The sequence below is a fragment of the Komagataeibacter oboediens genome (assembly GCF_018491655.1).
In the GTDB taxonomy this organism is placed as follows: domain Bacteria; phylum Pseudomonadota; class Alphaproteobacteria; order Acetobacterales; family Acetobacteraceae; genus Komagataeibacter; species Komagataeibacter oboediens.
The window spans coordinates 33294-58931 of sequence record NZ_JABLUU010000003.1 but is presented as its reverse complement, the minus strand read 5'-3'; the positions used below and the strand labels follow the sequence as shown (position 1 = coordinate 58931).

Here is a 25638-nt window from a genome sequence, read left to right as displayed (position 1 = left end):
TTGTTTTTTAACAGTTATATGGAGTTCGTGCCCATGCGCCGCCTGTCCTGCCTGCTGGGCCTCTGCGGAGTCCTGTCCATCATGCCTGCCCATGCGGCGCCTGCGTCCCATACGGTTCAGGCGGTCGCCAGTTTTACCGTTCTGGCCGATGTCGTGGCCCATGTCGGCGGCACGCATGTGCATGTCACGTCACTGGTGCCGCCCGATGGCGACCCGCATGAATTCGAACCGTCCCCCGACGACGCCCGTCAACTGCGGCAGGCCGATATCGTGTTCATGAGTGGCGAAGGACTGGAAACATGGTTCAGCCGCCTTGCGCATGCGGCGGGGTACCATGGCACGCCCGTTATCGTATCCAACGGGATCAGCCTCTATACCCCGCCGGGCAGGCACCAGGCCGAAGCGGACCCGCATGTGTGGAACAGCGTGTCCAACGTCATCATCTGGACCAACAACATCCGTGATGCGCTGATCGCCATCGACCCGGCGGATGCCGACAGCTTCCGCGCGTCCGCCGCCACCTATGTCACGCAGCTGCGTACGCTGGACCATGACATCCGCGAACGCATCGCCACCATTCCGGCCGATCATCGGCGTATTCTGACCAGCCATGACGCCTTTGGCTATTTCGGGCGCGCCTATGGCCTGACGTTCATGGCCCCGCAGGGTCTGTCAACCGAGACGGAAGCCTCGGCCGGGGATGTCGCCAGCCTGATCCAGCAGATCCGCCAGACGGGTGTGACCACCTACTTCCTGGAAAACGCAACCGATCCCCGCATGGTCCAGCAGGTGGCACGCGCGACGGATGCGCGTCCCGGCGGGGAACTGTATGCCGAAGCACTGTCCCCCCCCGGTGGTCCCGCACCCGACTACATCACCATGATGCGGCACAATACCGATCTTATGGTTGCGGCGATGCAGAAAGCGCGCTGACGGTTCCGCCGCTGCCCGCGGGTGCTGCCGGCACAGCAAAGGGGGACAGGTCCACGCGGTTGACGTGCATCGCCACCACCGTTTCCCGATGCGTGATGGAGACAACCGTCATGTCCGGACACGCCTGACGAAGCAGCGCGTACAGCGCCGCTTCCGATTCCGCATCAAGGTTGGATGTTGATTCATCAAGGAACACCCAGCCCGGCCGCGCCAGCAGGATACGCGCGAAAGCCAGACGCTGGAGTTCACCGGGGGACAGGATCTGGCCCCATGCCTCCTCGCTTTCGATCCGTGGCGCAAGGGCGCCCAGTCCGACCTGCTGCAGGGCATGGATCACATCCGCTTCCGCGTAGGCCTCCACCCCGGCAGGATAGGTCACGGCCCGGTGCAGCGTGCCGGTGGGCACGTAGGGCCGCTGGGGCACGAACATCATCGCCACGTCCGGCTGCGTAATGGTGCCGGTGGCGAACGGCCATATCCCCGCCAGCACGCGGAACAGCGTGGATTTGCCGGTGCCTGACGGCCCGGTCACCACCGTCATCTGCCCATGTTCCAGCGTGAAATCGACATTGCGCAGCAGTGGCGCGCCGTCGGGCCGGAAGACATCCAGTCCACTGACCTGCAGGTTCGCGGTGGACGGGGCGGACACCACCGTGACCTCGTCACGCATGGCCTGCGCGCGGTCCATCACACGCTGGAAAGTGGCCAGACGCGCGACCTCCGCATGCCATGTCGTCAGCGAGGCATAGGATGTGGACAGCCACCCCAGCGCGCCCTGCACGCGCGAAAACGCCATGACAAGCTGCATGAGCGTGCCGAACGTCATCTTGCCCGCGAAATAGCGGATCGAACCGATCAGCATCGCGAAGTTGCCCGACACGACCTCCAGCCCCGTCGTCAGCAGCCCCAGCCATTTGGTCCGGCGCATGATGGTAAGGAAATTGCCGTATACCTGCGAAAACGACCGGTTCAGCCCGGCCTGTTCTTCTCCCTCGCCCCGGTACAGGGCAATCCCTTCGGCATTGTTGCGGACATGGACAAGACTGTAGCGGAAGTCGGCTTCGGCGCGCTGCTGGAAAAACTGCAGCCCCGCCAGCCTGCGCCCCGCAAGGTGCGTGACCCACGTCGCCAGCACGGAATAGATCAGCGCGGCCCAGAAGAAGTAACCGGGTATGGAAATGCCCAGTACCTCCAGCGGGCCGGACAGCGCCCACAGCAGGCCGACATAACTGAGCAGCGTCACGATATTGGACAGCAGGTTGATGAACTGCGTCAGCGTATCGGTGACAAAGCTGTTCAGGTCTTCCTGTATGCGCTGATCGGGATTGTCGGCCCCGGCCTCCAACCCGGACGTGGTGATGGCGATGCGGAAATAGGTCTGGTTTTCCATCCACTGCCGCGTCATGCGCTGGGTCAGCCACCGCCGCCAGCGCAGGCCCAGCATCTGCTGCAGGTAGGTGGCATAGATACTGCACAGCACCATGGGAATGGTTACGATGAAGAACCCCAGCACAAGGCCCTGGTCATTATGCACATACCAGAACAGGCCGCGCAGGAAGGTCCTGGCATCATGCTGCTGCAGCGCCGTGTAATAGGCATTGCGCGAAAATGACTGCAGCAGGTCCAGCCCCACGATGGAAAAGGTCAGCACCAGTACCGCCACCAGCAGGCCCCATGCCCATTTCCTGTCCTCGGACGTGAAATAGGGGCGGGTAAGATACCAGACATCTTTCAGAAGAAGGCGCAAATGCTGCATGTTGATCCCGTGCACAGGGTTAGGGCCAAGACTGTCAGCCAAGCATTCCCACGAAGTCGGGGCGGACTCAATGTCCATTGCGCATGGATGGGGGTCTGGGGGGCAATGGGGAACAGTCTTAAGAATCATCACGACTTCTTGACGACCGGCATCCGTCACGACCCCGCGCCGCACCCGCCACGCAGAAAAGCGAAATACCACCGGACAACAGGGGGTTATGGAACGCGGGCCTGAACAGACAAGGGGACCATATATCGAAAAGCCGAATGCCAGACATATCAGCCACACGGGTACCGGACTGCCGCATCGTGTTATGTCTGACACACAGATTTACAAATGGCGGGACGGTCAGCCCTGTTCCGCCCGACAAACAATGTAAGGAAAATCAATATGGTGTCGTTCAGTCGCGTTCTGTCTGCCGGTGCATTTGCCACAATTCTGGCAGTCGCGCCGCTTGCGGCCCATGCCGCCGAAATCTCGCCGCCGACCGGGGCCGGCGTTGCAAACCAGGTCGAGGCGATCAAGCCCGGTTCCCTGTCGGCCGACACGGTGTATTCGGCCGTGGCTTCAGCCAAGCCTGCCGATCTGGGCGGTATCCTGAATTACTGCATCCAGTCCAACTACCTGAACTCGTCCGAAGCATGGCCGGTCCTGGCGGCGCTGAACAAGAAGACCAACGACGTGCCGTCCAACCAGAAGGGCAACATGTCCTATGCTGACGGTTCCACCGGTCTGCTGAAGGTGGGCGGCAAGGCGCCGATCTCGCTGGAAGACGCATCGGCCGACATCCGCAAGCAGGCCTGCGCGAAGGTTGAAGCCCGCGCGAAGTCCATGCTCTGATCCGGGCCCCCTCCCCGTATCCGCCCCGCCGGGTCTTCCGGCGGGGTTTTTTAATGCCTGCTGCCATTGCCGGGGGATGCCTGAAACGCCTGCGCCAGGGACACATCGGGCCGTCATGTAGTAGTTTCAGGAAACATCGCCTTTTTGAAAAAAGGCGATACCCAAAAACCTTTATCAGTTCATTATCAACACGCCCTTACTGCACCCACACCCGTGAAAACGTCATGTGGTACAGCCGTGTGGAAAAATAATTCCCCAAACGGGGCGACACCAGATCAACATAGCTTATGCTGATCATGGGGGCCGCGGGGGCCAGGCGGGTAATCCGGTCATCCACCCTGCGCCACAGATCCTGCATCACCTGTGGGTCGTGTTCGTTGCGAATGCGCGCCACCAGTTCCTGCATACCCGGATCACACAGGCCCGACACATTGATCGAACTGTCGGATCCGGGATGGAAATTGTCGCAGTCGAACAGCGTATCGACAAAATTGGATGGCGACACATAATCCGCATACCACCCCATAAGGCTGATCTGGACATGGTTGGCGCTGTTCTGCGCATAGGACATTTCCATGGCTGCCGAAAGTGGATGCAGCCGCGCGTGGTAGCCAATATCCTGCAACATGTCGCGCAGATAGGTGCCCATACTGGTTCCCATGGCGGTGGCTGGCACGATCAGGGTCACGTCCTGCCCCGCTGTCCCGCTGTCATGCACAAGCTGGCGGGCACGCGTCATGTCGGGACGGGTCCAGCGCGGGGCCGGATGGTCGGGATCGGCCCCTTCGGTCCATGCGCATTGCCCGTCACCGGGCAACAGGCCGGGCGGCACCATGCGGCACAGTGGGGCTGCAATACCCGATCCGCCATACAGGATGGTCATGGCGCGGCGATCGAGCGCGTAATTGACCGCCTTTCTTGCGCGGATGTCGCTAAAGGGCGGGATATTGACGTTCATGGGCAGGAACATAAGCCCATACAACGGATAGACATGGACCTGCGCCGTATACCGCCCGCCAATTTCCCCCAGCCGGTCCAGTGGCTTCAGTCCCGCCATCCAGTCGTACTGTCCCCGCTCCACAGCCGTGACGGCATCCTCCTCCGACAGGCCATAGTCATACTGTATGGCATCGACATACCCGTCGGGCTGGGCGGCGTCGCTCCATTCATGAAAGTAGGGATTGCGTTCCAGCCGCATGCCCCGGTCGGGGATGGAGGACACGATGCGGTATGGCCCGGTCCCGGGGGCCGCCACGTTGCCAAGGTCATGCGCGGGCGTACTGGCGGGCAGGATCACCGCATGCCCGAACGCGATTTTTTGTGGGAATTCGGAATCCGGCGCGATCAGGTGAATGGTGATGCGCCGCGTGGCCACGTCCGTCTCCACGCCACCATCCAGCGTGCAGTGCGCCGGATCGCGCAGGCAGTCATCCGCCCCACGGATGCCCCCGTAAAACGACCCCGCCGTTGGGGAACCCACGCGGAACAGCCGCCGAAACGACGCCGCGACATCCGCCACGGTGAGTGGGGTTCCATCGGAAAAACGGATGCCGTCGCGCAGGGTAAACACCCATGTGCGCCCATCATCCAGCCGTTCGGGCATGGACTGCGCCAGATCGGGCACCACCTGTGCCCCGGCCGGGCCTTCCAGCTTGGGATAGGTCAGCAGGCCGTCATACATGACAGCCACAAGCTGCATGTACTGGCTGGTGTAATTGACCTGCGGGTCCAGCGTACCGGCGGACGTGACCGCCGTCAGCCGCAATGTGCCCCCCCGGTGGGGACTGCCTTGTGTACCGTCAGCCGCGCGGGCAGGCAGGCCATGCACTCCCGCCCCCAGCAGAAGGAACAGGGCCGCGCCGGATGCCTGCCATGGTGCCTTCATGCGCGGTCCTGCTGTTTCAGTGCTTGCCCGGTGCGTTCATGAGTTCCGTCATGCGTGCCGTCACCTCCGCCGCCGTGGCGGTGGATGGCAGGCTGCCGGCATACCGCCCGGTGGGCGACATGATCACGATCTGGGTGGCGGGTTCCATGCTGTATTCGCCATTTTCCCCATCATGGCGGACGTAGGGAGCGTGGTATTCCTTCGCCACGGCTTCCAGCATCTTGGGCGATCCCGTCATGACCGTGACATGCGTCCCGAACCGCAGGGCATAGGTGCGCAGTACTTCCGTCGTATCGCGCATGGGATCAAGGGAAATGAAAATGGGCACCACCAGATGCGCACGGTCACGGCCCAGCGCCTCCACCCCATCGGCCATCGCCTTGACGGTGGCGCCACAGACCGTATCGGGGCAGTGGGTGTCGCCAAAATAGATCATCATCCACCGTCCGCGGAAATCGGTATCCATCACCGATCCGTCCGCCCCGTTGATCAGACGGAACGAGCCGCCAACGGGGTTGCCGTACGTGGTCAGCGGCACGGGGGCGTTGCTGGAATAACGGTAGCCGAAATATCCGGCCACCGAGGAAACCGCGAGTATAACCAGCCCTACAATAACAAAGAACCGGTCCCGTTCATTTCGCATCATCAGTGTGCATCCGCCCAATTCGTTCCGGTCCCGGTTTCCACGACCAGCGGCACCGAAAGGGTGGCTGCGGATTCCATGACCTGCCTGACGAGGGCTGCCAGACGATCGGCATCATCCTTGCGCACCTCGAACACAAGTTCGTCATGGACCTGAAGGAGCATGCGTCCGTCAAGCCCCGCATCCGACAGGGCGGCAGGAATTCGCACCATGGCGCGTTTGATGATGTCGGCCGCCCCCCCCTGCAACGGAGCGTTGATGGCCTGGCGTTCGGCATAGTTGCGGCGCACGGCGCTTTTGTCGGCAATGCCCGGCACCCAGCAGCGACGGCCGAATGGCGTGGTGACATACCCCTTCGCCCGCGCTTCGGCCTTCACCCGTTCCATGTAATCACGAATGCCGGGATAACGGGCGAAATAGGCGTCGATATAGCCCCGTGCCTCACCGGGCGGAATGCCAAGCTGACGGCCCAGCCCGAAGGCGCTGATGCCGTAGATGATGCCAAAATTGATGGCCTTGGCCCGCCTGCGTGTCAGCGGGTCCATGCCTTCCAGCGGGATGCCGAACACTTCGGACGCCGTGCGGGCATGGATGTCCTGCCCCAGTTCAAACGCCTCGCGCAATGCGGGGATGTCCGCCACGTCCGCCAGAAGCCGCAGTTCGATCTGGGAATAGTCGGCCGAGACCAGCACATGTCCCGGTGCCGCAACAAAGGCCCGGCGGATCCGGCCGCCTTCTTCCGTGCGGATGGGGATGTTCTGCAGGTTGGGATCATTCGATGACAGGCGGCCCGTTGTCGTCACCGCCATCTGGAACGATGTATGCACCCGCCCCGTCGCAGGATTGATCTGGTTGAGCAGTGCATCGGCATAGGTGCTTTTCAGCTTGGCCAGTTGCCGCCATGCCAGAATCCGCGCGGGCAGGTCATGCCCCTGATCCGCCAGATCCTGCAGCACCGACGAATCCGTACCCCATGCGCCCGCCTTGGTCCGCTTGCCACCTGGCAGGCCCATTTCATCGAACAGGATCTCGCCAAGCTGCTTGGGGGAGCCGACATTGAAATCGCGTCCGGCGAGCGTGTGGATCTCGGCCTCGATCACGCCCATGCGCTGCGCGAACTCGGTGGACATGGCGCGCAGGTCATCCGCATCGACCGCAATGCCCGCCCGTTCCATATCCGCCAGGATCGGCACCAGCGGGCGTTCCATTTCCTCATATAGCGCCAGTGCATGGTTGGTGCGCAGCTGCGGGCGGAGCACCTGCCACAGCCGCAGGGTCACATCCGCATCTTCCGCCGCATAGGGCGTTGCGCGGGCGATATCCACCTTGGAAAACACCACCCGGTTGCGCCCCGTGCCCGTCACCTCGTCATAGGGGATGGGCGTATGGTCAAGGGTCAGACGCGAGAGTTCATCCATTCCCTGCCCATGCTTTCCCGCCGACTGGGCGTAGGAAATCAGCATGGTGTCATCAATCGGGGCGGGCTGGACGCAGCCTGCCTGTGTCAGCACCAGCAGGTCGAACTTGGCGTTCTGGAACACCTTGAGCACCGACGGATCGGCAAACAGCGGGTCAAGGATGTCCAGCGCCGTTTTCACGGGCATCTGTGGCGTGCCAAGGCTGTCCATCAGGTCAACCTGGTGGCTGAGCGGAATATAGCACGCCCTGCCACATTGCGGGGCGAGTGATATGCCAACCAGCGGCGCCGTAAGCGGGTCAAGGCCGTCGGTTTCCGTATCCACCGCGCAGACGCCACCGGTGCGCGCCTGCTCCACCCATTTCCGCAGCACTTCGGGATCGGTCACCGTTTCATACGGGCCATAGGGTTCGGGCGGGATCGGGGGCAGTTCGCCTGCCGGCCGGGCGGCAGGCGTATCATGCGCCGAGATGCGCGGGCGCGGCTTCGCCTTGAGCCCCATGCGCTGCAGCAGGGATGAAAACCCCATATCCGACAGCCACGCACCCAGACGGGCCATGTCCACGTCACAGCAGGCAAGATCGGACAGGGGTTCGGGGCACGGCGCGTCTTCACGCAATGTCACCAGTTGCAGCGACAGGCGGGCCATGTCGGCATGGGCCAGCAGGTTATCACGCCGCTTGGACGCCTTCATGCCCTCCGCACCTGCCAGTATGGCGTCCAGCGACCCGTATTCCGCCATCAGCGCCGATGCGGTCTTGGGACCGATGCCGGGCACGCCGGGCACATTGTCCACCGGATCGCCAATCAGGGCCTGCACCTGCGCCACCTTGTCCGGGGTAACGCCAAACTTGGCCTCGACCTCCTTTGCCCCGATGGGCCGGTTCTTGATCGGGTCCATCATCATCACGCCGGGGCGGATGAGCTGCATGAGGTCCTTGTCGGATGAATAGATGGTGCACTGCCCACCCGCATCGGTCACCTTGCGGGCATAGGCCGCGATCAGGTCATCAGCTTCCCAGCCCGCTTCCTCCAGCGCCGGCACGCCGAAGGCGGCTGTCGCGTCACGCACAAGGCTGAACTGCGGGCGCAGGTCCTCCGGCGGTTCGGGGCGGTGGGCCTTGTATTCGTCATACAGGTCATTGCGGAAGGTATGGCGTCCCGCATCGAATATGACCGCCAGATGGGTACCCGCATGTTCGCGCAGCAGGCGCGACAGCATGTTCGAAAAACCATAGACTGCATTGACGGGCGTGCCGTCGGGGCTGGTCATGGGAGGCAGTGCGTGGAAGGCGCGGAAAATGAAGCCCGAACCATCCACCAGGATCAGGTGAACCTGCTTGTCGCTGGACATGTATCAGGATGCAGTCAGTGACCGGTGACCGCCGGGGCGTCGGGGCTGAGCACGAACAGCCGCGAACAGTAGGGGCAGAATGTCTGGTGGTCGGCAATGCGCAGGAAAACCCGCGGGTGCCCCAGCGCGCCCAGGCCCCCGTCACAGGACAGGGTACGCGAATCGACGACAATGGTTTCAATCGTACCCAGACGGGGGTGCGGAACGGGATCGTGGGACAGGGCTTGCATTTTGACGGGCCTCGGGTTGTTGTCCGGCTTTGGTCTGCATGTCCATCCACGGACGGACCATGCACCTTGTCCATGATGATACGCAGGATTGCCGTGCTTTCAAACACTCACCTGTCACGCCTGCTTTATCCAGCGCTTTTTGTGATGCTGGCAGCCTGCAGCACGCATGAAGCCGCACCGCCCGCCATCCCCGCACGACACCCGGACCTTGCACGCCTGATCCCGGCGGACCGCACGGTCACGATTGCGGGCGTCGGCGCGGTGCCGCTGCGCATCTGGCCCGCACGGGGGGCGGAACATGCCGTCATCCTTGCGCTGCATGGATTCAATGACAGCCGCGATGCATGGGAACGCCCCGCCCCCGCGCTGAATGCGGCGGGCATGACCGTCATCGCGCCAGACCTGCCCGGTTTCGGGCAGACAGCGCAGCGTGGTGGATGGGTGGGAACGGATGCCCTGCTGCGGACCGTGTCCACGCTTGCCACCTCCATCGGGCGCGAACATCCCGGTGTTCCGCTGTATATCGTGGGGGAAAGCATGGGCGGCGCGCTGGCCATCGTGCTGGCGTCACAGACCGACACGCCACCCGTGGCGGGCTATATCCTGCTGGCACCGGCGGTATGGGATCTTGATGCCGGCACGCGCATGACCAGCCACCTGATTGCCGCGCTGGCTCCCCGATGGCGGCTGAGCGGCCATGAACTGCCCGTCCATGTCACGGCGGCCGATGACATGCTGGCGCTGGCCCGCCTGTATTACGACCCGCTGACCCTGCGTGACACCAGCACGGTGGCCCTGTCCGGCCTGACCGACCTCATGCACCGCGCGGCACAGGCGGATGCGCACATGCACGGACGCGTGCTGGTGATCTCTGGCGGCCATGACCAGGTCATTCCCGCCCCGGCCATGGCACGGGCATGGCGGCGCATGCCACAGGCCACACGGCATGACTATATTCCCGGTGGCTATCACCTGCTGCTGCGCAGCCGGGATGCCAACCGGGTTACGGCGGACATGACCAGCTGGATCATCACTCCGGACAGTTTCCTGCCTTCGGGCGGGGATATGGCAGCGGCAGCATGGATGGCGGATCAGAAAGGACGCGCGGGGCCCCTGCCCATCCTGCCCGGATGGATGGACTGGATCGCGCCGCAATGATTTTTCCTGATTTCAGGGGTGGCGTTTGACCTGATCCCGATGTATGCAGACGGACGTGGACTCGTAGCTCAGCTGGATAGAGCGTCGCCCTCCGAAGGCGAAGGTCGAAGGTTCGAATCCTTTCGAGTCCGCCATTATCCCCTAAAATTTCTGTTCTTTACCCCGGTTCGGGCCAGCATGCCCGCCTTCTGGCCCTATAACTGAATCCGCGATGGGGCAGATCATTGCGGACACATGCAGACGCATCCCGCACCATCTGGACAGTTGGCCTGCCGCCTGGGTGTAGCCTTGCGAAAAAACCCACCCCTGAATGACAGGCGGTCCGGCAGGTGATGCGGTCCACCCGTTCCGGTCGGCGTGCCGGCGTACTCACCTCCGCAGGGAGCGTATGCAGACCGACCATGGAACGGGGCCGCCCAACCGTCAGCGGCCCGGAGGCGCCATGAATTCCGGCCCGACCGGGTCCTTGATGCAGGTGCTGAGGATCGTATCAATCTCTCGCAGGTCATCAGCACTCAGGTGCCAGCCGACTGCATCAGCGACCGCTGCGATCTGGTCCGGGCGACGCGCGCCCCACAGGGCAATGGTTGGCCCCTGATCCAGCACCCAGCGGATGGCCAGCGCCAGAAGCGACTTGCCATGTTTCTCACGCGCGAATTCCTGCAACTGGCGCACGGCTTCCAGATACTGGGCAAAGCGGGGAGACTGGAACTTCGGGTCGGCGCTACGCAGGTCATCGGGACCGAATTCGGTCTGCGCCGTCATCTTGCCCGACAGCAGGCCACGGCAGAGCGGACCATAAGCAAGGATGGTCAGGTCATGCTGGCGCGCATAGGGCAGGATGTCATGCTCCATCCCACGCTCGAACAGGTTGTACGGTGGCTGCACCGCAGCCAGCGGAGCGACCGCACGGAAGGCATCCATTTCCGCAATGGTGAAGTTACTGACACCAAGCGCCAGTACCTTGCCTTCCTTCACCAGATCTTCCAGCGTGCGGGCGGTCTCCTCCATCGGCACGGCGGAATCAGGCCAGTGGACCTGATACAGGTCGATGTAATCCGTGCGCAGGCGGCGCAGGGAATCCTCGATTTCCTTGCGGATACGCGCAGGCGAGGTATTGCGGAACGGCTTGTGGTCGCCCGTCCAGTCCAGCCCGACCTTGGTCGCGATCGCCACCTTGTCCCGCCGCCCGGCAAGGGCCTGTCCCACGATTTCCTCCGAATGGCCAAAACCATAGACGGGGGCCGTATCAACCAGCGTTATGCCCAGTTCGACGGCTTCCTGTATGGTGGCAATGGCGTTGCGGTCATCCGGGCCACCCCACATCCATCCGCCAATGGCCCATGTGCCAAGTGCAATGCGCGAGACAGGGTGTTTCAGCCCCCGGATCGTGGTGGTTTCCGTAACAGACGCCTGGGTCATGAATACTCTCCGTGTTCGTGAAACCGGTTATGACGGCGTGCCAACCGCCTCGTAGCCCACCGTGCCACAGCCTGGGGTTCGTTGTTAAGCCGCCCCGACCCTTACTTCCGGTCGCGAAACGGGAACCGGCTTTTCAGGGGGCTTTAAACCATGCTGCCTGTCAGCATCCATACAGGCCACGGACAGGGTATGAAACAGGACCACCCGCATTGATCGACATGCAGGATTCCCTTTTTATGGAACAGGTGATTCACTGAACACCGTATGGCGCACGGAGCATGGCGCCGGGACGTTCCCGAGGTGCCCTGACACCAGGGAACCATACGCTTTCGCTTTTCGATACGCTGGCCCATCCACGACGCTCCATTATCACGGCGGGGCAGGTTCGGTGACGTTACCCGGCACAAGCCTTTTCATGGATCAGGAGAGACGACATGCCGGCGGCATAAAATCGCCATTGCCCGGCTGAACGGTTCCCTTCGCGCTTCTTCATCCATATTGACTGAATGGGCCCGTCCCGCAAAATCGGCATGAATGTACCGTCAGCCATGCTGATTCCTGCGATTCCCGACCCGGACGGGGCAAATGGAGCGACCGATGACACCCTTTCCCCTGCGGGGCATGCTTGTGGCCAGTGCCTGTGCGCTTGGTTTTATCGACCTGGCCTGCCCCCTGCGCCCGGCCCATGCGCAGCAGGCGGAAGAACACCATGGTCCCACCGATGAACAGCGCGCGGAAATCCAGCGTGCCGTGCATGAAGCGATCCAGCAGGACATCCACAAGGTGGCGCAGTACAAACTGCCCAAGGACTTCTTCGCCCGCATGCTGCCCCTGGTCCGGCAGATCAGGCGCGCTGGCATCATCCCCCCCACCCAGACCGCCAACATGACATTGACCACCACCATCCGGCGTACGCAGGCCATGCCGCAGCTTCAGCCGATCCTGCAGCAGCATGGCATGTCAGCAGAGGATTTCGTCATGAGCCTGACCGCCTTTGAAATGACGAATACCATGATTCAGGCGCCCCCCAGAAAGACAAAGGACACGCCACAGCTTGATAAGGATAATGTCAGGCTGATCGAAACCCATCAGGCGCTGGCGCAGGCACTGGTCCACGATATGGATGCCGAAACCGAACATCTGCAGTAACACATGCCCCGGCCAGAGAAAGGGCGGCATGGCAGGTCACAGGGCGATGGACCTTGCAAGGTCTGCAATCTTTCCGGATATGACCAGCATTACTGACCACATGCCGTCATGAAGACTGGCCCAATGCCAGTCCGGCCGTGTGGGTAATGGACGGTATGGGTCATGCGGACCGGAACAGGCGGATCGGAATCAGGCAAAACGGCCAGCGGGTCACATGCGTGCAGCGGGTGGCGTGCCCGGCTGCGCGATGTCATGGCCGGGCTGTCGCTTGCATCCATGAATATTCCGCAGGTGCTGGGCTATACCCGCATTGCGTCCATGCCGGCGGTTACGGGGCTGTACACGGTGCTGCTGCCACTGGTGGCGTTCGCCTGTTTCGGGGCCTCGAAACATCTGGTTGTTGCAGCCGATTCCGCCACCGCCGCCATTTTCTCCAGCGCGGTGGGCCGCATGGCGGCGCCGGGCAGCCCGCATTACATGGCGCTGGTCAGCATGGTCGCCCTGCTCAGCGCGGGTTTCCTGCTGGTCGCGCGCCTGTTCCGCCTCGGGTTCCTGGCGGATTTCCTGTCCCGCACCGTGCTGGTGGGCTTTCTGGCCGGGGTGGGCGTGCAGGTCGCGCTGGCCATGACGCGCGACATGCTGGGCATTGCCACCACAGCGCATAACCCGATGCTGCAGCTGTTCCAGACCATAACACGGCTTTCGCATGTAAATGTTCCCACCCTGCTGCTGTCCGCCTGCATCGTGGCGGCGATCATGATCGGGGACAGGCTGGCCCCGCGCGCACCACTGGCGCTGGTGATCGTGGTGGGCACGATCGTGGCCAGCATGGGCATCGGCCTGTCACGGTTCGGGATCGAGACCATTGGCCCGATCGCGGGTGGCCTGCCCCGCCTGTCCATACCCGACGTGTCATGGAATGACATGCTGGCGCTGCTGCCTGCCACGACATCGTGCGTTTTTGTCATCATTGCGCAGAGTGCGGCGACATCACGCGCCTTTGCCCTGCGCTTCCATGACCCGGTGGATGACAATGCGGACATTCTGGGCCTGTGCGCCGCCAACGCGGTTGCGGGGCTGAGCGGGACATTCACCGTCAATGGCAGCCCGACCCAGACGGCAATGGCGGTACGCGCGGGCGCGCGCAGCCAGCTTGCGCAGCTGACATTCGCCACCGTTACGATGCTGGTGCTGGTGTTCCTGACCGCGCCGCTGCAGTACCTGCCGCGCTGCGTTCTGGCGTCCATCGTCTTTACCGTGGCACTGGGCATGATCGATGCACGGGCGATGCAGGCGATCCGGCGTGAAAGCCCCGGCGAGTTCGGGCTGGCGCTGGTTACGGCCGCCGCCGTCGTGGGGATCGGGGTGGAACAGGGCATATTCCTGGCCATCGCCCTGTCGCTGTTCCGCCACGTACGCCACAGCTACGAACCGCATACCATGATCCTACGCCGTGACGGTCAGTCGGGCCTGCTGGAACCCTATGACGTGAAGGCAGGCCAGCAGACTGCACCGGGGCTGATTGTCTATCGCTTCTGCGCCGACCTGTTCTATGCCAACGCCACCCGGTTCGCGCACGACGTGCAGGTGCTGGTTGACAGTGCGCCCACCCCCGTCCGCTGCCTGGTGATTGACGCCAGCCCCATCACGGATATCGACTTTTCCGCCGCAAGCGACCTGCGTGACCTGTTCACGGCCCTGCGGGCACGGCATGTCACTGTGGTATTCGGTCGTGTCAGTTCCTACCTGCGCGCCGACATGGACCGCCATCGCATTACCCCGGTCATCGGGGCGGCCAACATCCATGCGCAGTTGCATACCGCCATCGCGGCGGCACAAAAGATCATGGCGGACGGTGGCCCCTGAAGCTTTCTTCAAAAAGCTTCACCAAAGACTTTCAGTAGATTTACAGGATGTTTCATAAGCCGACTTTTCAGGCAGCCTTCCGGTTTTCAGGACATTCCGGCAACTGACACGCGACACAGTCTTCCGCATATCCCGCCCCGCCTGCGGCACGAAGATACAACCACCAGTCATGGCCGCCATCGGTTGTCCATACCGTACCAAGGCGATACGATACCCGCTGTCGCGCGTCATTTCCAAACAGGATGGGAACAGGTCATGCAATGGGGTTGGGTCAGTGCGGCAACCACCATTACGTTCCAGATCCTGTTCATCATCCGCGTCCTGCTCCGGCCACACCGGCAGCCCGCGTCACGCGTGGCATGGGTGGCCATTATCGGTTCCCTGCCCATCCTTGGCATGATTGCCTATCTGCTGCTGGGCGAAACCCATCTGAACGGGCGTATCCTCGAGCGTATCCGGGAGGCCATCAAACGGCTGCCCGTTCCCGGCAAGACCGGCAATGCGCTGATTGATGCCGAACGTGACTTCGGGCTGCACCCGCGCCTTGCCCCGCTGTTCCGCGTCGGGCAGTCGATCAGCGGCTATCCCCCCATGGGGGGCAACAGCGCGGCACTCATGCCGGATTCTGATGCGGCAATTACCGCAATGGTGGCTGATATCAACGCCGCGCGGGAACACGTGCATATCAGCTTCTATATCTGGCTGTCCGACAATAACGGCATGAAAGTGGTCGAGGCCCTGAAACGCGCGGCGGCACGCGGTGTTACATGCCGCGTCATGGCGGACGACCTGGGATCGCGGCGCCTAATCCACAGCCGCCACTGGCGGGACATGCACGAAGCGGGCGTGCGGCTTGTACGCGCCCTGCCCATCGGCAACCTGCTGCAACGCCCCTTTCGCGGGCGGTTTGACATGCGCAACCACCGCAAGATTATCGTCATAGACAGCCGCGTGACCTATTGCGGCAGCCAGAACTGCGCCGACGCGGCATTCCGGGTCAAGCCGCGCTTTGCGCCATGGGTCGATCTTGTCACACGCTTTGAAGGTCCCGTGGTGCTGCAGAACCAGCACCTGTTCGCAACCGACTGGTTCGGTCACACCGGCGAGGATCTGACCAGCCTGCTGACCACGGCGGACATTCCGGCGGGCAGGGGCTTCGTGGCGCAGGTAATCGGGACAAGTGCGGCCGTACGCTATGCCGCGATGCCGGAGGTGTTCGTATCGCTGATGAACGCGGCGGCGCGGGAGCTGACGGTGACAACGCCCTATTACGTGCCGGATGAACCCATACAGGCCGCCCTGTGCGCCGCAGCCCGGCGCGGCGTTAACACGACGCTGACGGTGCCGACACGCAATGATTCATGGATCGTCGCAGGTGCCAGCCGCAGCTATTACCGTGAACTGCTGGAAGCGGGCGTGAAGCTGTATGAATACCCGCACGGCCTGCTGCATACCAAGGCGCTGACGGTTGATGGAAAGATGACCATGATAGGGTCAGCCAACCTGGACCGGCGCAGCTTTGACCTCAATTTCGAAAACAACATCCTGTTCGTAGACCCCGCTTTCACCGCGGACATCCACGCACGCCAGCAGACCTATATCAATACCGCCACCCCCATCACGCTGGATATGGTCATGAACTGGCCCAGATACCGCATATTATGGAACAACGTACTGGCCATGGTTGGCCCCGTTCTGTGAATAGGCAGGATATATCATCAACCCTTGAAAACCCGCAGCCCTGTACCGACATTCAGGACAAGAGCCCGATCCATTGCACGGGCAGCCTGCACTGAATGCGAACAGGAGAAACCGGACCATGAGTACCGCTGAAAACCTTCGTAAGCTCAGCCCTGAAGACATTCAGGAAATCACGAAGCATTTTGAAAAATCCCTGCACCAGCACAAATCCGAACTGCACAAGCAGATTTCGGACCACCTGTCTGGCCTGAAGGGTGAAGTGCGTCTGCATGAAAACAGGATCCCGACCTACTGCAAGGTGTTCGGATTCCTGATTCTGGCGGCAGCATCCGTGGTCAGCTACGTCTTTGGTCGCAAGTCGGCCGAATAAACGTCCTGAAGACCATCTGGACAACATCGCACGATCGTAAAACGTTTTTGGTGAAGCTTTTTTCAGAATGTTTCCTGATACGGCGTCTTTTTGAAAAAAGCCGACACCCGGAAACTTTTATTGTTTTCTAAACAGCCTTCTGCCTGACCCATCCTGCCCCATGACCATGTGGCGGGATGGGGTACAGGTTATTTCCCCTCCGCCGAGACCGTTTTGACCGTGGCGGTTGTCACAGGCATTGCGGTCGACCCGGGCGCTTCGGGTACGGCGGGCGTTCTGGGTGGATGGAACGCGGAAATGGGTCCCAGCGGACCACGTTTGACCTTGCGCATTGATTCGACCGGTTTACGCACACACCCGCGTGTCACGATTGAACAGACCCCGTCGGACCCGATGATCTCATCATCATCGCCGCTATAATGCAGGTCCACGACCTTGTCGTCCTCGATACGGATATCCGCGATACAGGTCTTGCCCGCGCCGCCTACGGTTGTTTCCGTCAGGTTGACCAGTGTCTGCAGCGGTACGAATGTTGAATCATTCGTTGATGGAATATTCAGCGTTCGCGAATATTCAAAAATCTGCACATGGTCGTCTATTTTCTTGATCTTGTCGGGAATCCCCACGCAGGACTGCACATCCGTGCTGTTCATGCCGATCATGGCCAGCTGCGCGCGGTGCGCGGTGCGAGAATCCGTATAACCGCATCCCGCAAGACCACTGACAGGCAACAGAACAATACAGACCCCTCCAACACGCGACAGAAGGGAATGAAAAGGACGGTTGCTGCGGTGGTTCTCAACTGTCATGCGGGTATGTTGCTCCAGAAGTGGGGACGGCATAGGTCTAAAGTGGGATCTGACGCAGATGTCGTGGCCTTCATCATGCCTGTTTCGCACATACGAAACAAACATAATGACGGAAATCCCGTTTCCTGCTCCGGCGCAGGCTTACCCTACCGCCCGGTTTCCCTTACAGGCTGCCGGATGCATCCCATTGATTGAAATGTAAATATTTCAACGCGTTGCCTTTTTTTTGAAAAGGCAACGTTGTCCGAAAACGTTCTGAAAAAAGCTTCACCAGAAATTTTTTTTGAGGTGTGCAGGTTTTCCAGCCGGTTCCAATGAATGACCGGAGGTCAGAGCACTTCCGTATCCGTATGGACAGCCACGTCAGCGGAACAGGCAGAAGATCAGCGCCCATAATGGCACGCTGAACAGAAGGCCGAACAGAATGCCACGGACCGGCGTACGGTGATGCCCTGCCACTTCACTGGTGCGGTGGCCATCAGGCTGCGGGCCCGTACGGGGCAGGGCAATGCTCTCAAGTGACATGGTCCAGAAAACCTTTTTCTGAAATACGACGCAATACAATTCAGGTATTGGGCATAAAACGATAAGATTGCCTTAAAAATAACATGCTTTCCTGTCAATCAGGCAAGTTGGCGGATTTTCCTCTTTTTTAGCAGAAATGTTGGGCATATCCCTGCGCAGGAAACCTAATTTCCAGCCGTATCTGCATGGTTTTGTTCCCCTTTTTCCACCCAGAGGCACGGCCTGCCCGCCCGTCCTGTCCTTACAATTATTTACAGGCGGTCACGCCCCCACCCCTAACGACCTGCATGCAGTCCTGCCAGCCGTTCAGATGGGCGGCGTGTTTTCTTTTGCTGCCTGCATGCGCAGCACATATATTCGTCACAGGATTTGATAATAAAAACCCATCGACACACAGGAAACAACCTGCGCACGTTCGAAATAATAATTTTCACACCCAGAAACATTTATTTGTTTTTTTTAAGTTAAAGTGCAAAATAATATAAATATTTCCATTAATTACATTCAAGAAACCCCCATGATAACTCATCCAGTCAGATTCGGATACATGCAATGACGCTGCGCAAACTCGGCTGCCATCCTGCCCGACTGCAGGGACCACAGCCAGTACTGTCGGGCATGCGTGCCTTCATGGCCCGCAGGGCCCCGCCCCGTCTGAACCGTGCGCGGATTGATCCCGCGCCCCGCATGCTGGGCAACGACGTGCTGGGCAACTGTACGGCAGCGGGAATCGGCAACCATATCCGTGCCACGGCAGCACTGGGGGACTACCAGATTACCGTCACGACGGGCGATGCGGTACGCTTTTACGCATCATCCACCGGATACATCCCGGGCAATCCCCTGACGGATCAGGGTGGCGCCGAAGTCGATGTCCTTACCACCGCCCTGCGGTCCGGCTACGGCCTGACCGATCAGACGCTGTTCCCGTTATGGGGAAGCGTGGAAAGCGGAGATCTGAACGGGATCCGCAACATCACGGCTGGACTGTCCGCTGCCTATCTCGGAGTACGGCTTGCCATGTCGGATATGTGGGAAGATGGCAACGGCAGCCTTGCCCCCGTATGGGACACCATCACCCCCGCCAGCCACGGTGACCCCACACCGGGCAGCGCGGGTGGCCACTGTCTGCTGTTGTGGGATTATGCCGGCACGGCGGATGCCGACCTTGTCACGCTGCTGACATGGGGCAGCATGCAGAAGGCGACATGGCGGTGGCTGCGCTCACGCATAATGGAAGCGCATGGCCTGGCATGGCGGCAGTTGCTACCCGGCGGAATACAGGCCCCAACGGGACAGGACTGGGACGCCCTTATCGCCAGTAACGAAGCCTACCTGGCGGGCACGTCCTGAACGTCGGCTTTTTGAAAAAGGCGACACCCGGAAACTTTTATTTTCCCGATGACAGGACAACCATGCGACCCCTTCCATCCATGCTGGCTGCCGCCGCATGCCTGTCCGCCTGCGCGCATGGCCGTGCCGGACAGACCACCATCCCCGCCGCCATGGCAGGCATACAGTCCACACTGGCGCAGGCGGGTGTGGTATCGGTTTCACACGCCGCCGACTGGAACGCGCAGCAAGGCGGCCATCTTGACCAGGCGGTACGGGCCGCGCAATGCGCACAACAGGCGGCAGACCCCGTAATGGGCACCATAACGGGCGATGTGACGCTGCAGCTTGCCGGCAGTTTTACCCGTAGCGGCCAGTTTACGGTCGGTGCGCTGACAACCGCCCCGACCATGGGCCTTGAAACCACTGCCGCCCGCACGACCAGCCAGCAGGTCAGCCTGTCCGTATCCTACGCCCCCCTGTCCTCGTTACCCGATGTCGAGATGGGGCGGCAGATGGGATATGAAACCGCCTTGTTCGGGCAGAACGACCCCGTGCGACACAGCGAGGCCCGACGCCTGATAGCCGACCGTGACGCGCTGCGCCGGATCGTACGCGTCCTGATCCGTTCATGGGACGGGCGAAGCTGTCCGGCACCACAACCGATGGCGCCCCTTGTCAGCCTGCGGCGGGACAACATGCCTGACCCCGCCCGATATGGATCCGGCGATACGGACAGAAAACGCCAAATAAGAGATATGTATTAAGTTTGCATTTCTGCATACACATCAGGTCCCTGCATAAAATATATTTCAAAATCACCTGCATTTCCCTGCGGTCAAGGCCGGTGAAATCTGGTACAGCCGCCCTTTCCCCTCCGGGCAGACAGGCCGCCATGACGTGCGGTGACGGATGGGAAGGGACGCATTCATTTCACAACGCGTCCGCCCCTTCTTCCGGCGTGGCGGCATGGGCCGCTACCGTAAACTGAGGACGCGTATCTTGCCTGTTGCGTTGCTTGCCCTTGCTATCGGGGCGTTTGGCCTCGGCACGACGGAAACCATTGTCATGGGGCTGCTGCCACAGTTGTCCAGCGGCCTGCATGTCACCATCGCACAGGCGGGGCTGCTGGTATCGGGCTATGCCATCGGTGTGACCATTGCCTCCCCGCTTGTGGCGATCCTGACCAACAGCCTGTCACGCCGCGCAACGCTGCTGCTGACAATGGCGATCTTCATCGCGGGCAATGCATGCAGCGCCATGGCGCCGGGTTACGTCAGCCTCATGCTGGCACGTGTGCTGACATCGTTTTCACACGGGACGTTCTATGGCGCGGCGTCGATCATGGCGGCACAGGTCGTGCCCCCCGCCAAGCGGGCGGAAGCGCTGTCCCTTGTCTATATCGGGCTGACACTGGCCATGATCCTTGGCGTGCCGATGGGCACTGTCGTGGCGCAGATGACATCCTGGCGCATGGCGTTCTGGCTGATCTGTGCGGTTGGCGTGCTGGCATGGACCACCATGTGGCTGTGGATTCCGCAGGACCGGGCCAGTGGGCCCGTCATTCCGCTATCGGCACAGTTCAAAGCCATGCTGCACCCACTGGTCGTGACCATGATGCTGGTGTCGATGTGCACGTCTTCCAGCATGTTTACCCTGTTTACCTATATCACCCCTTTCCTGCAGACCCGTTCGGGGTTCAGTACGCATGCGATTGACGGCATCCTGCTCATGATCGGGGGAGGGCTATGCCTGGGCAACCTGCTGGGCGGGCGACTGGCGGACTGGAAGATGCTGCCATCGTGCGCCGGGCTTATGGCCGCCGTGGCGATGGTGCAGGTCCTTCTTGTGCCCGGCAGCCTGCATCCGTGGGCCTGCCTGGTGCTACTGTTCCTGTGGGGGGTATTCATCTATGCGCCCATGGCCCCGCTGCAGACCTATGTGGTCGCCTGTGCGGGGTCGGCACCCAACATCGCTGCCGTCATGAACCAGAGTTCCTTCAATTTCGGCAATGCAATCGGCGCGTGGGCGGGCAGTCATATCGTGGATACCCACTGGTCCTATGGCGGACTGCCGGTCCTGTCATCGTGCTTCGCCTTTATCGGTTTCGCGCTGGTGGGGCTGGCGGAATATTATGTCCGCCGACAGACGAAAAAACCCCGTGAAGTCGTACCGCACCCACTGACCAGCGCCACCCACGCCGTGGTGGCGAAACCGGAACAGACCCTGCATCCCCACGCCTGACGCAGGTAACATGCATGACATCGCCCAGTGCCGTGCATGCACACAGGTCACCCGCTCAGGGCGGGAACAAGGAACGGTTACAGGGAGCACCTTCCCCCTGCGTGCCATACACCAGAACTTCCTCGATATTCGCCATCGCGGACGGGTCGCTGTGCAGGACTACATGATGCACCGACCGCCATCGGGCATGATTATTGCGCGGATGCTGATAAATAATACAATACGACTGTATATACGTGCTTAATTACTTCAAGACACGAAACAATAAACGGGATTTATGCCTTAATAATTAAATAATTTTATGCATCATATTTATATTTTCTCTTAACTTCATTTCGACATCTATCCGCACCGCACACAAGCCAGATGAAACGGATCAGAAGAATGACACGGCGCCCTTTTTCATAACATTATCCAGACAGAAATAGAGGAAATATAAAATACAGAATATCATTTGAAAATAATCTATATTGTTTATTATACTATTTGTATTCATGTCTCAGAAAAGACGTAAAATTCATCCATACGGCGCGCATGCAGATACCGATGCTCCCCAAACCGGGGCGTTTCCAGATATTCCAGCCATCTGGAACCATAGGTGACGAAAAAAGAATGACTGTTTACTGGCGCTACCTTGTTTCAAAAAAGTCGGTGTTTCCTAAGGCTTTTTGAAAAACGTCTTATGATTTCCTGATGTTTTCCATACAGGCCGTGCAGGCAGTTTCTGACGCGCCCTGTCATGAACATACAGGCTACCCCACGCACTGCGGATACAGGCGGCATGTCTGTCCTGTTTCATTTCGTTTCGTTTATTAATACACCGTACGTATCCAGTCGCAATAATGATCGACTTGGGCCCGCAGGGTCGCAGTCACCCAAATGTGGAACGGACACGTCCATGCAAACGCTGTTGCAACCGATATTGCGGGTCAAAATGTCCAGTGACGTGCATGAACGCCTGGCATCGCTCCACATTCCCTATCCGCCCGGACCCAAGCGCCTTAAACGCGCCGATAGGGTGCGTGAACGTGGGGTTCTGTTCATCCATATTCCCAAGAATGCCGGAACATCCATCACGCATGCCCTGTACGGCATGAATGTCGGCCACGAAACCATCCGGTATTTCCAGCGCCGCATGCATGACCTGACGGACTTCCCGTCCTTTGCCATCCTGCGCGACCCGGTTCAGCGGTTCATGTCCGCCTATCGTTATGCGCGTGCAGGGGGAAGTTCCTCACGCCATGTCGCGCATGGATTTCGCGCAACATATATGGCATTTGGCGGCATTGACGACGCATTGGACCACATCACCCATGCCCGTTCGCCTTACAGCATAGACCATATTTTTCGGCCACAGACATGGTATCTGACCGATACGCATGGGCACATCGGGGTTGATCGCCTGTTCATGCTTGACGACATGGCCCGCATACAGGATTTCATCCGCCATTATACCCCGACCCCCATTGGTCATGCCAATGCAGGCGAAGGGCAGAATGACGAAACACCCAGTGCAGACCAGATTGCACGCATCCGGCAGATATATCGTCAGGATTACGACCTGATCGCTACCGTCAGGAACAATCGTACCGCCATGCAGCCAGACCGTGTGCTACAGTCGCGGATGGACCGGGCTGCCTTCGACCTTGCATAAAACGGTTCCTGCCGGGTGGTCGTGTCGTGCCCGGAGCCGGGCCCCATAACCGGAACCTGCGACGGTCCTGACAGACCAGATTCCATTGCCCGAAACAGGCTTCATGCCTGACCGAAGGGCATGTGGCATTCTGTGCATCCCTGCCCTGTCGATCTCATGAAATTGACACATATCAACGACGGTACTGCCAAATAAGCCCGCTATCTTCAGCGGACTTTTTAATCTGGCATAACCGGGCGGGCCCATGCACGGCCCCCCAAAAAAGAAGAAAATCCATGAGATATGCCCACAGCAACTTCGAAGCCTTCGTGCGCCCTGAAAAGCCGCCCGGGATCGAGGGCCGTTCCACCTGGATTATTGGCAGCGGTCTGGGCGGCATGGCAGCCGCAGCCTTCCTGATCCGCGATGCACACATGACGCCGTCCCACATCACGATCCTTGATGCATCCGGTGCCGATGGTGGCGCGCTGGATGGAGCAGGAAATGCCGAAACCGGCTGGCTGATCCGGGGCGGACGGGAAATGGAGGAACAGTTTCAATGCCTGTGGGACCTGTACCGTTCCATTCCGTCGCTGGAAGTGCAGGATGTTTCGGTACTGGATGAATTCTATCGCCTCAACCGGATTGATCCGTCCAGCAGCCCGGTCCGGGCAATGTGCGGACGTGGCCAGCCCCTGCCGGATCGTGACAGCCTGAAGCTGACCGGCAAGGCACGGCGGGAAATCATTTCCCTTATTCTGACAGATGAAAAAAAACTCGACGGAAAGACAATCCGTGACGTGCTGTCCGCCGATTTCATGAAATCAAATTTCTGGCTGTTCTGGCGGTCAATGTTCGCCTTTGAAACATGGCATAGCGCAATCGAGATGAAGCGCTATCTTGCCCGCTTCGTGCATCAGATCCTTGGCCTGAAAGATCTGCACACCCTGAAGTTCACCCGATTCAACCAGCAGGAATCGTTAAGCAGGCCACTGGCGACATGGCTGGCTGAACAGGGCGTCATGTTCCGCCATGGCATACAGGTGACCAATGTGCGGGTGGATACAACCGGCGGGAAGAAAGTCGCAAGCCATATCGACTGGCTGGAAAACGAACAGCCGGGCGGCATCAACATCCCTGCGAATGACCTGGTCTTTGTCACAAATGGGTCCATGGTTGAAAATTCCCGCTGGGGCAATCACCATGCACCTGCCCCGGTGGACACCACCATTTCCGAAGGGAATATCTGGCAGCTGTGGCGTAATATCGCAGCGCAGGATTCTGCCTTCGGGCGACCGGATGTATTCTGTGGCGACACGACGAAATCGCGATGGGAATCCGCCACCGTCACGACGCTGGATGCGCGAATTCCCGAGCTTGTGCATAAGGTTACGGGACGTGACCCGTTTTCGGGCCGCACCGTAACGGGTGGTCCCATCACCATTCAGGACTCCGCATGGTTGATGAGCTGGGTTGTCAGTCGCCAGCCCCATTTCAAAAACCAGCCGGAAGGGCAGATGGTGGCGTGGCTGTACGGCCTGTTCAGTGATGTACCGGGTAATTACGTGAAAAAGCCGATGCAGGACTGCACGGGCGAGGAAATAACCCGCGAATGGCTATTCCACATGGGCGTGCCCGAAGACCAGATCGATGACATGGCGGCCACGGGCGCCATTACCCATCCATGCATGATGCCATTCATCACAGCACAGTTCATGCCGCGTTCGGCAGGCGATCGTCCGAAGGTGGTTCCCGATGGCAGCGTCAACCTGGCCTTTCTCGGTCAGTTTGCCGAAACACCGCGCGATACTGTGTTTACAACGGAATACTCTGTCCGCACTGCAATGGAAGCCGTCTATACCCTGCTCGACATTGACCGTGCCGTGCCGGAAGTATTTGGCAGTGTTTATGATATCCGGATGCTGTTGCAGGCCGCAGCAGAACTGCAGGATGGCAAGAAGATTCCCGGGTCAGGCCTTGTTCATCATCTGACCGTTGGGACGGAAATCGACGATCTTCTGGACCGTTACGGGTTGATCTGACCGGATCAGGCGGTGCATGGCACCGCCTTTTCATCTGTTGGCCAGACCCTGTCCTGAACACAAAAAAGCCGCCTCTGGGGGCGGCATTTTTGTATCATATTCAGTGTATTAAGCTTGGTTGCGGGGGCAGGATTTGAACCTGCGGCCTTCAGGTTATGAGTTTGTAGGCAAGAGCTACGCCCTGCCACGAAATTCCCCGACGCATCCCGAAGAACCACTACTATCCTATTATTTTAATTGAATAAGTCGTTCATTTTGGCTCTTCTGTCTACGCTTACTCACGCTGACGTTTCAATCCCATTTGCATCCTATACGCATCCTGTGGAGGC

General features: G+C 60.1%; 21 protein-coding genes and 1 tRNA gene. 13 read left to right on the top strand and 9 right to left on the bottom strand.

The window, feature by feature from the left end; translation table 11 throughout:
- Nucleotides 1-33: 33 nt before the first annotated feature.
- Nucleotides 34-933, top strand: coding sequence for a metal ABC transporter solute-binding protein, Zn/Mn family (locus HNO79_RS03920; RefSeq protein WP_029329669.1), 900 nt, complete (start codon nt 34-36; stop codon nt 931-933).
- Here the strand turns inward: HNO79_RS03920 and HNO79_RS03915 are convergent.
- Nucleotides 902-2689 carry an ABC transporter ATP-binding protein/permease gene (locus HNO79_RS03915; RefSeq protein ID WP_214164480.1) on the bottom strand — a complete coding sequence of 596 codons (1788 nt, stop codon included), beginning with the start codon at nt 2687-2689 and terminating at the stop codon, nt 902-904. The genes HNO79_RS03920 and HNO79_RS03915 overlap by 32 nt on opposite strands.
- Before the next feature lie 390 nt (nt 2690-3079).
- Here HNO79_RS03915 and HNO79_RS03910 point away from each other — a divergent pair, with 390 nt between their 5' ends.
- Nucleotides 3080-3529 carry a DUF2501 domain-containing protein gene (locus HNO79_RS03910; protein ID WP_010515811.1) on the top strand — a complete coding sequence of 150 codons (450 nt, stop codon included), beginning with the start codon at nt 3080-3082 and terminating at the stop codon, nt 3527-3529.
- A gap of 196 nt (nt 3530-3725) precedes the next feature.
- Here the strand turns inward: HNO79_RS03910 and HNO79_RS03905 are convergent, their stop codons facing one another.
- From HNO79_RS03905 to HNO79_RS03890, 4 genes are read right to left on the bottom strand one after another with little or no spacing between them, the layout of a single operon-like run.
- Nucleotides 3726-5414, bottom strand: a complete 1689-nt coding sequence (locus tag HNO79_RS03905; protein ID WP_214164481.1) for an ABC transporter substrate-binding protein — start codon at nt 5412-5414, stop codon at nt 3726-3728.
- 16 nt (nt 5415-5430) lie between these two features.
- The gene (locus tag HNO79_RS03900) at nt 5431-6060 is read right to left on the bottom strand and encodes an SCO family protein (RefSeq protein WP_010515813.1); all 630 of its coding nucleotides are present in this window, start codon (nt 6058-6060) and stop codon (nt 5431-5433) included.
- Entirely contained in the window at nt 6060-8828 is a 2769-nt protein-coding gene (polA, locus tag HNO79_RS03895) for a DNA polymerase I (RefSeq protein ID WP_214164482.1), read from the bottom strand. The genes HNO79_RS03900 and polA overlap by 1 nt, the downstream gene beginning before the upstream one ends.
- A gap of 14 nt (nt 8829-8842) precedes the next feature.
- Nucleotides 8843-9058, bottom strand: a complete 216-nt coding sequence (locus HNO79_RS03890; protein WP_214164483.1) for a zinc-finger domain-containing protein — start codon at nt 9056-9058, stop codon at nt 8843-8845.
- A 72-nt stretch (nt 9059-9130) separates the two neighbouring features.
- On the opposite strand from HNO79_RS03890, the gene HNO79_RS03885 reads away from it, so the two are divergent.
- Both HNO79_RS03885 and HNO79_RS03880 read left to right on the top strand, forming a co-directional pair.
- Entirely contained in the window at nt 9131-10216 is a 1086-nt protein-coding gene (locus HNO79_RS03885; RefSeq protein ID WP_214164484.1) for an alpha/beta fold hydrolase, read from the top strand.
- Nucleotides 10217-10273: 57 nt separating this feature from the next.
- Nucleotides 10274-10350: transfer RNA gene (locus tag HNO79_RS03880), tRNA-Arg, on the top strand.
- 289 nt (nt 10351-10639) lie between these two features.
- Here the strand turns inward: HNO79_RS03880 and HNO79_RS03875 are convergent.
- Together HNO79_RS03875 and HNO79_RS03870 are read right to left on the bottom strand one after the other, a co-directional pair.
- A complete protein-coding gene (locus HNO79_RS03875; protein WP_214164485.1) occupies nt 10640-11638 on the bottom strand; it encodes an aldo/keto reductase in 999 nt (332 codons plus the stop codon).
- A gap of 394 nt (nt 11639-12032) precedes the next feature.
- On the bottom strand, nt 12033-12188 hold the full coding sequence (locus tag HNO79_RS03870; protein ID WP_181418223.1) for a hypothetical protein: 156 nt from the start codon (nt 12186-12188) through the stop codon (nt 12033-12035).
- A 47-nt stretch (nt 12189-12235) separates the two neighbouring features.
- Between HNO79_RS03870 and HNO79_RS03865 the strand changes: the two genes are divergently transcribed.
- From HNO79_RS03865 to HNO79_RS03850, 4 genes are all read left to right on the top strand, one after another.
- Nucleotides 12236-12787 carry a hypothetical protein gene (locus HNO79_RS03865; RefSeq protein WP_010515852.1) on the top strand — a complete coding sequence of 184 codons (552 nt, stop codon included), beginning with the start codon at nt 12236-12238 and terminating at the stop codon, nt 12785-12787.
- 162 nt (nt 12788-12949) lie between these two features.
- Entirely contained in the window at nt 12950-14653 is a 1704-nt protein-coding gene (locus HNO79_RS03860; RefSeq protein ID WP_214164486.1) for a SulP family inorganic anion transporter, read from the top strand.
- Between the two features lie 255 nt (nt 14654-14908).
- Nucleotides 14909-16354 carry a cardiolipin synthase gene (cls, locus tag HNO79_RS03855; protein ID WP_214164487.1) on the top strand — a complete coding sequence of 482 codons (1446 nt, stop codon included), beginning with the start codon at nt 14909-14911 and terminating at the stop codon, nt 16352-16354.
- Between the two features lie 118 nt (nt 16355-16472).
- Nucleotides 16473-16724: a hypothetical protein gene (locus HNO79_RS03850; protein ID WP_010515849.1), complete on the top strand. Its 252-nt coding sequence runs from the start codon at nt 16473-16475 to the stop codon at nt 16722-16724.
- A 188-nt stretch (nt 16725-16912) separates the two neighbouring features.
- Here HNO79_RS03850 and HNO79_RS03845 read toward each other — a convergent pair whose 3' ends face one another.
- Both HNO79_RS03845 and HNO79_RS03840 read right to left on the bottom strand, forming a co-directional pair.
- Nucleotides 16913-17533, bottom strand: a complete 621-nt coding sequence (locus HNO79_RS03845) for a hypothetical protein (RefSeq protein WP_244987414.1) — start codon at nt 17531-17533, stop codon at nt 16913-16915.
- A gap of 363 nt (nt 17534-17896) precedes the next feature.
- Nucleotides 17897-18058, bottom strand: coding sequence for a hypothetical protein (locus tag HNO79_RS03840; protein WP_187294170.1), 162 nt, complete (start codon nt 18056-18058; stop codon nt 17897-17899).
- Between the two features lie 552 nt (nt 18059-18610).
- Between HNO79_RS03840 and HNO79_RS03835 the strand changes: the two genes are divergently transcribed.
- The 5 genes from HNO79_RS03835 (at nt 18611) to HNO79_RS03815 (ending at nt 25309) form a co-directional block, all read left to right on the top strand.
- Nucleotides 18611-19411: a hypothetical protein gene (locus HNO79_RS03835; RefSeq protein WP_214164489.1), complete on the top strand. Its 801-nt coding sequence runs from the start codon at nt 18611-18613 to the stop codon at nt 19409-19411.
- A gap of 62 nt (nt 19412-19473) precedes the next feature.
- On the top strand, nt 19474-20157 hold the full coding sequence (locus HNO79_RS03830; protein ID WP_214164490.1) for a hypothetical protein: 684 nt from the start codon (nt 19474-19476) through the stop codon (nt 20155-20157).
- A 235-nt stretch (nt 20158-20392) separates the two neighbouring features.
- Nucleotides 20393-21634 (top strand): MFS transporter, encoded by a 1242-nt coding sequence (locus tag HNO79_RS03825; RefSeq protein WP_244987413.1) that lies wholly within the window; start codon nt 20393-20395, stop codon nt 21632-21634.
- Nucleotides 21635-22532: 898 nt separating this feature from the next.
- Nucleotides 22533-23288, top strand: a complete 756-nt coding sequence (locus tag HNO79_RS03820) for a sulfotransferase family 2 domain-containing protein (protein ID WP_214164491.1) — start codon at nt 22533-22535, stop codon at nt 23286-23288.
- Between the two features lie 275 nt (nt 23289-23563).
- A complete protein-coding gene (locus HNO79_RS03815) occupies nt 23564-25309 on the top strand; it encodes an oleate hydratase (protein WP_214164492.1) in 1746 nt (581 codons plus the stop codon).
- Nucleotides 25310-25638 lie beyond the last annotated feature (329 nt).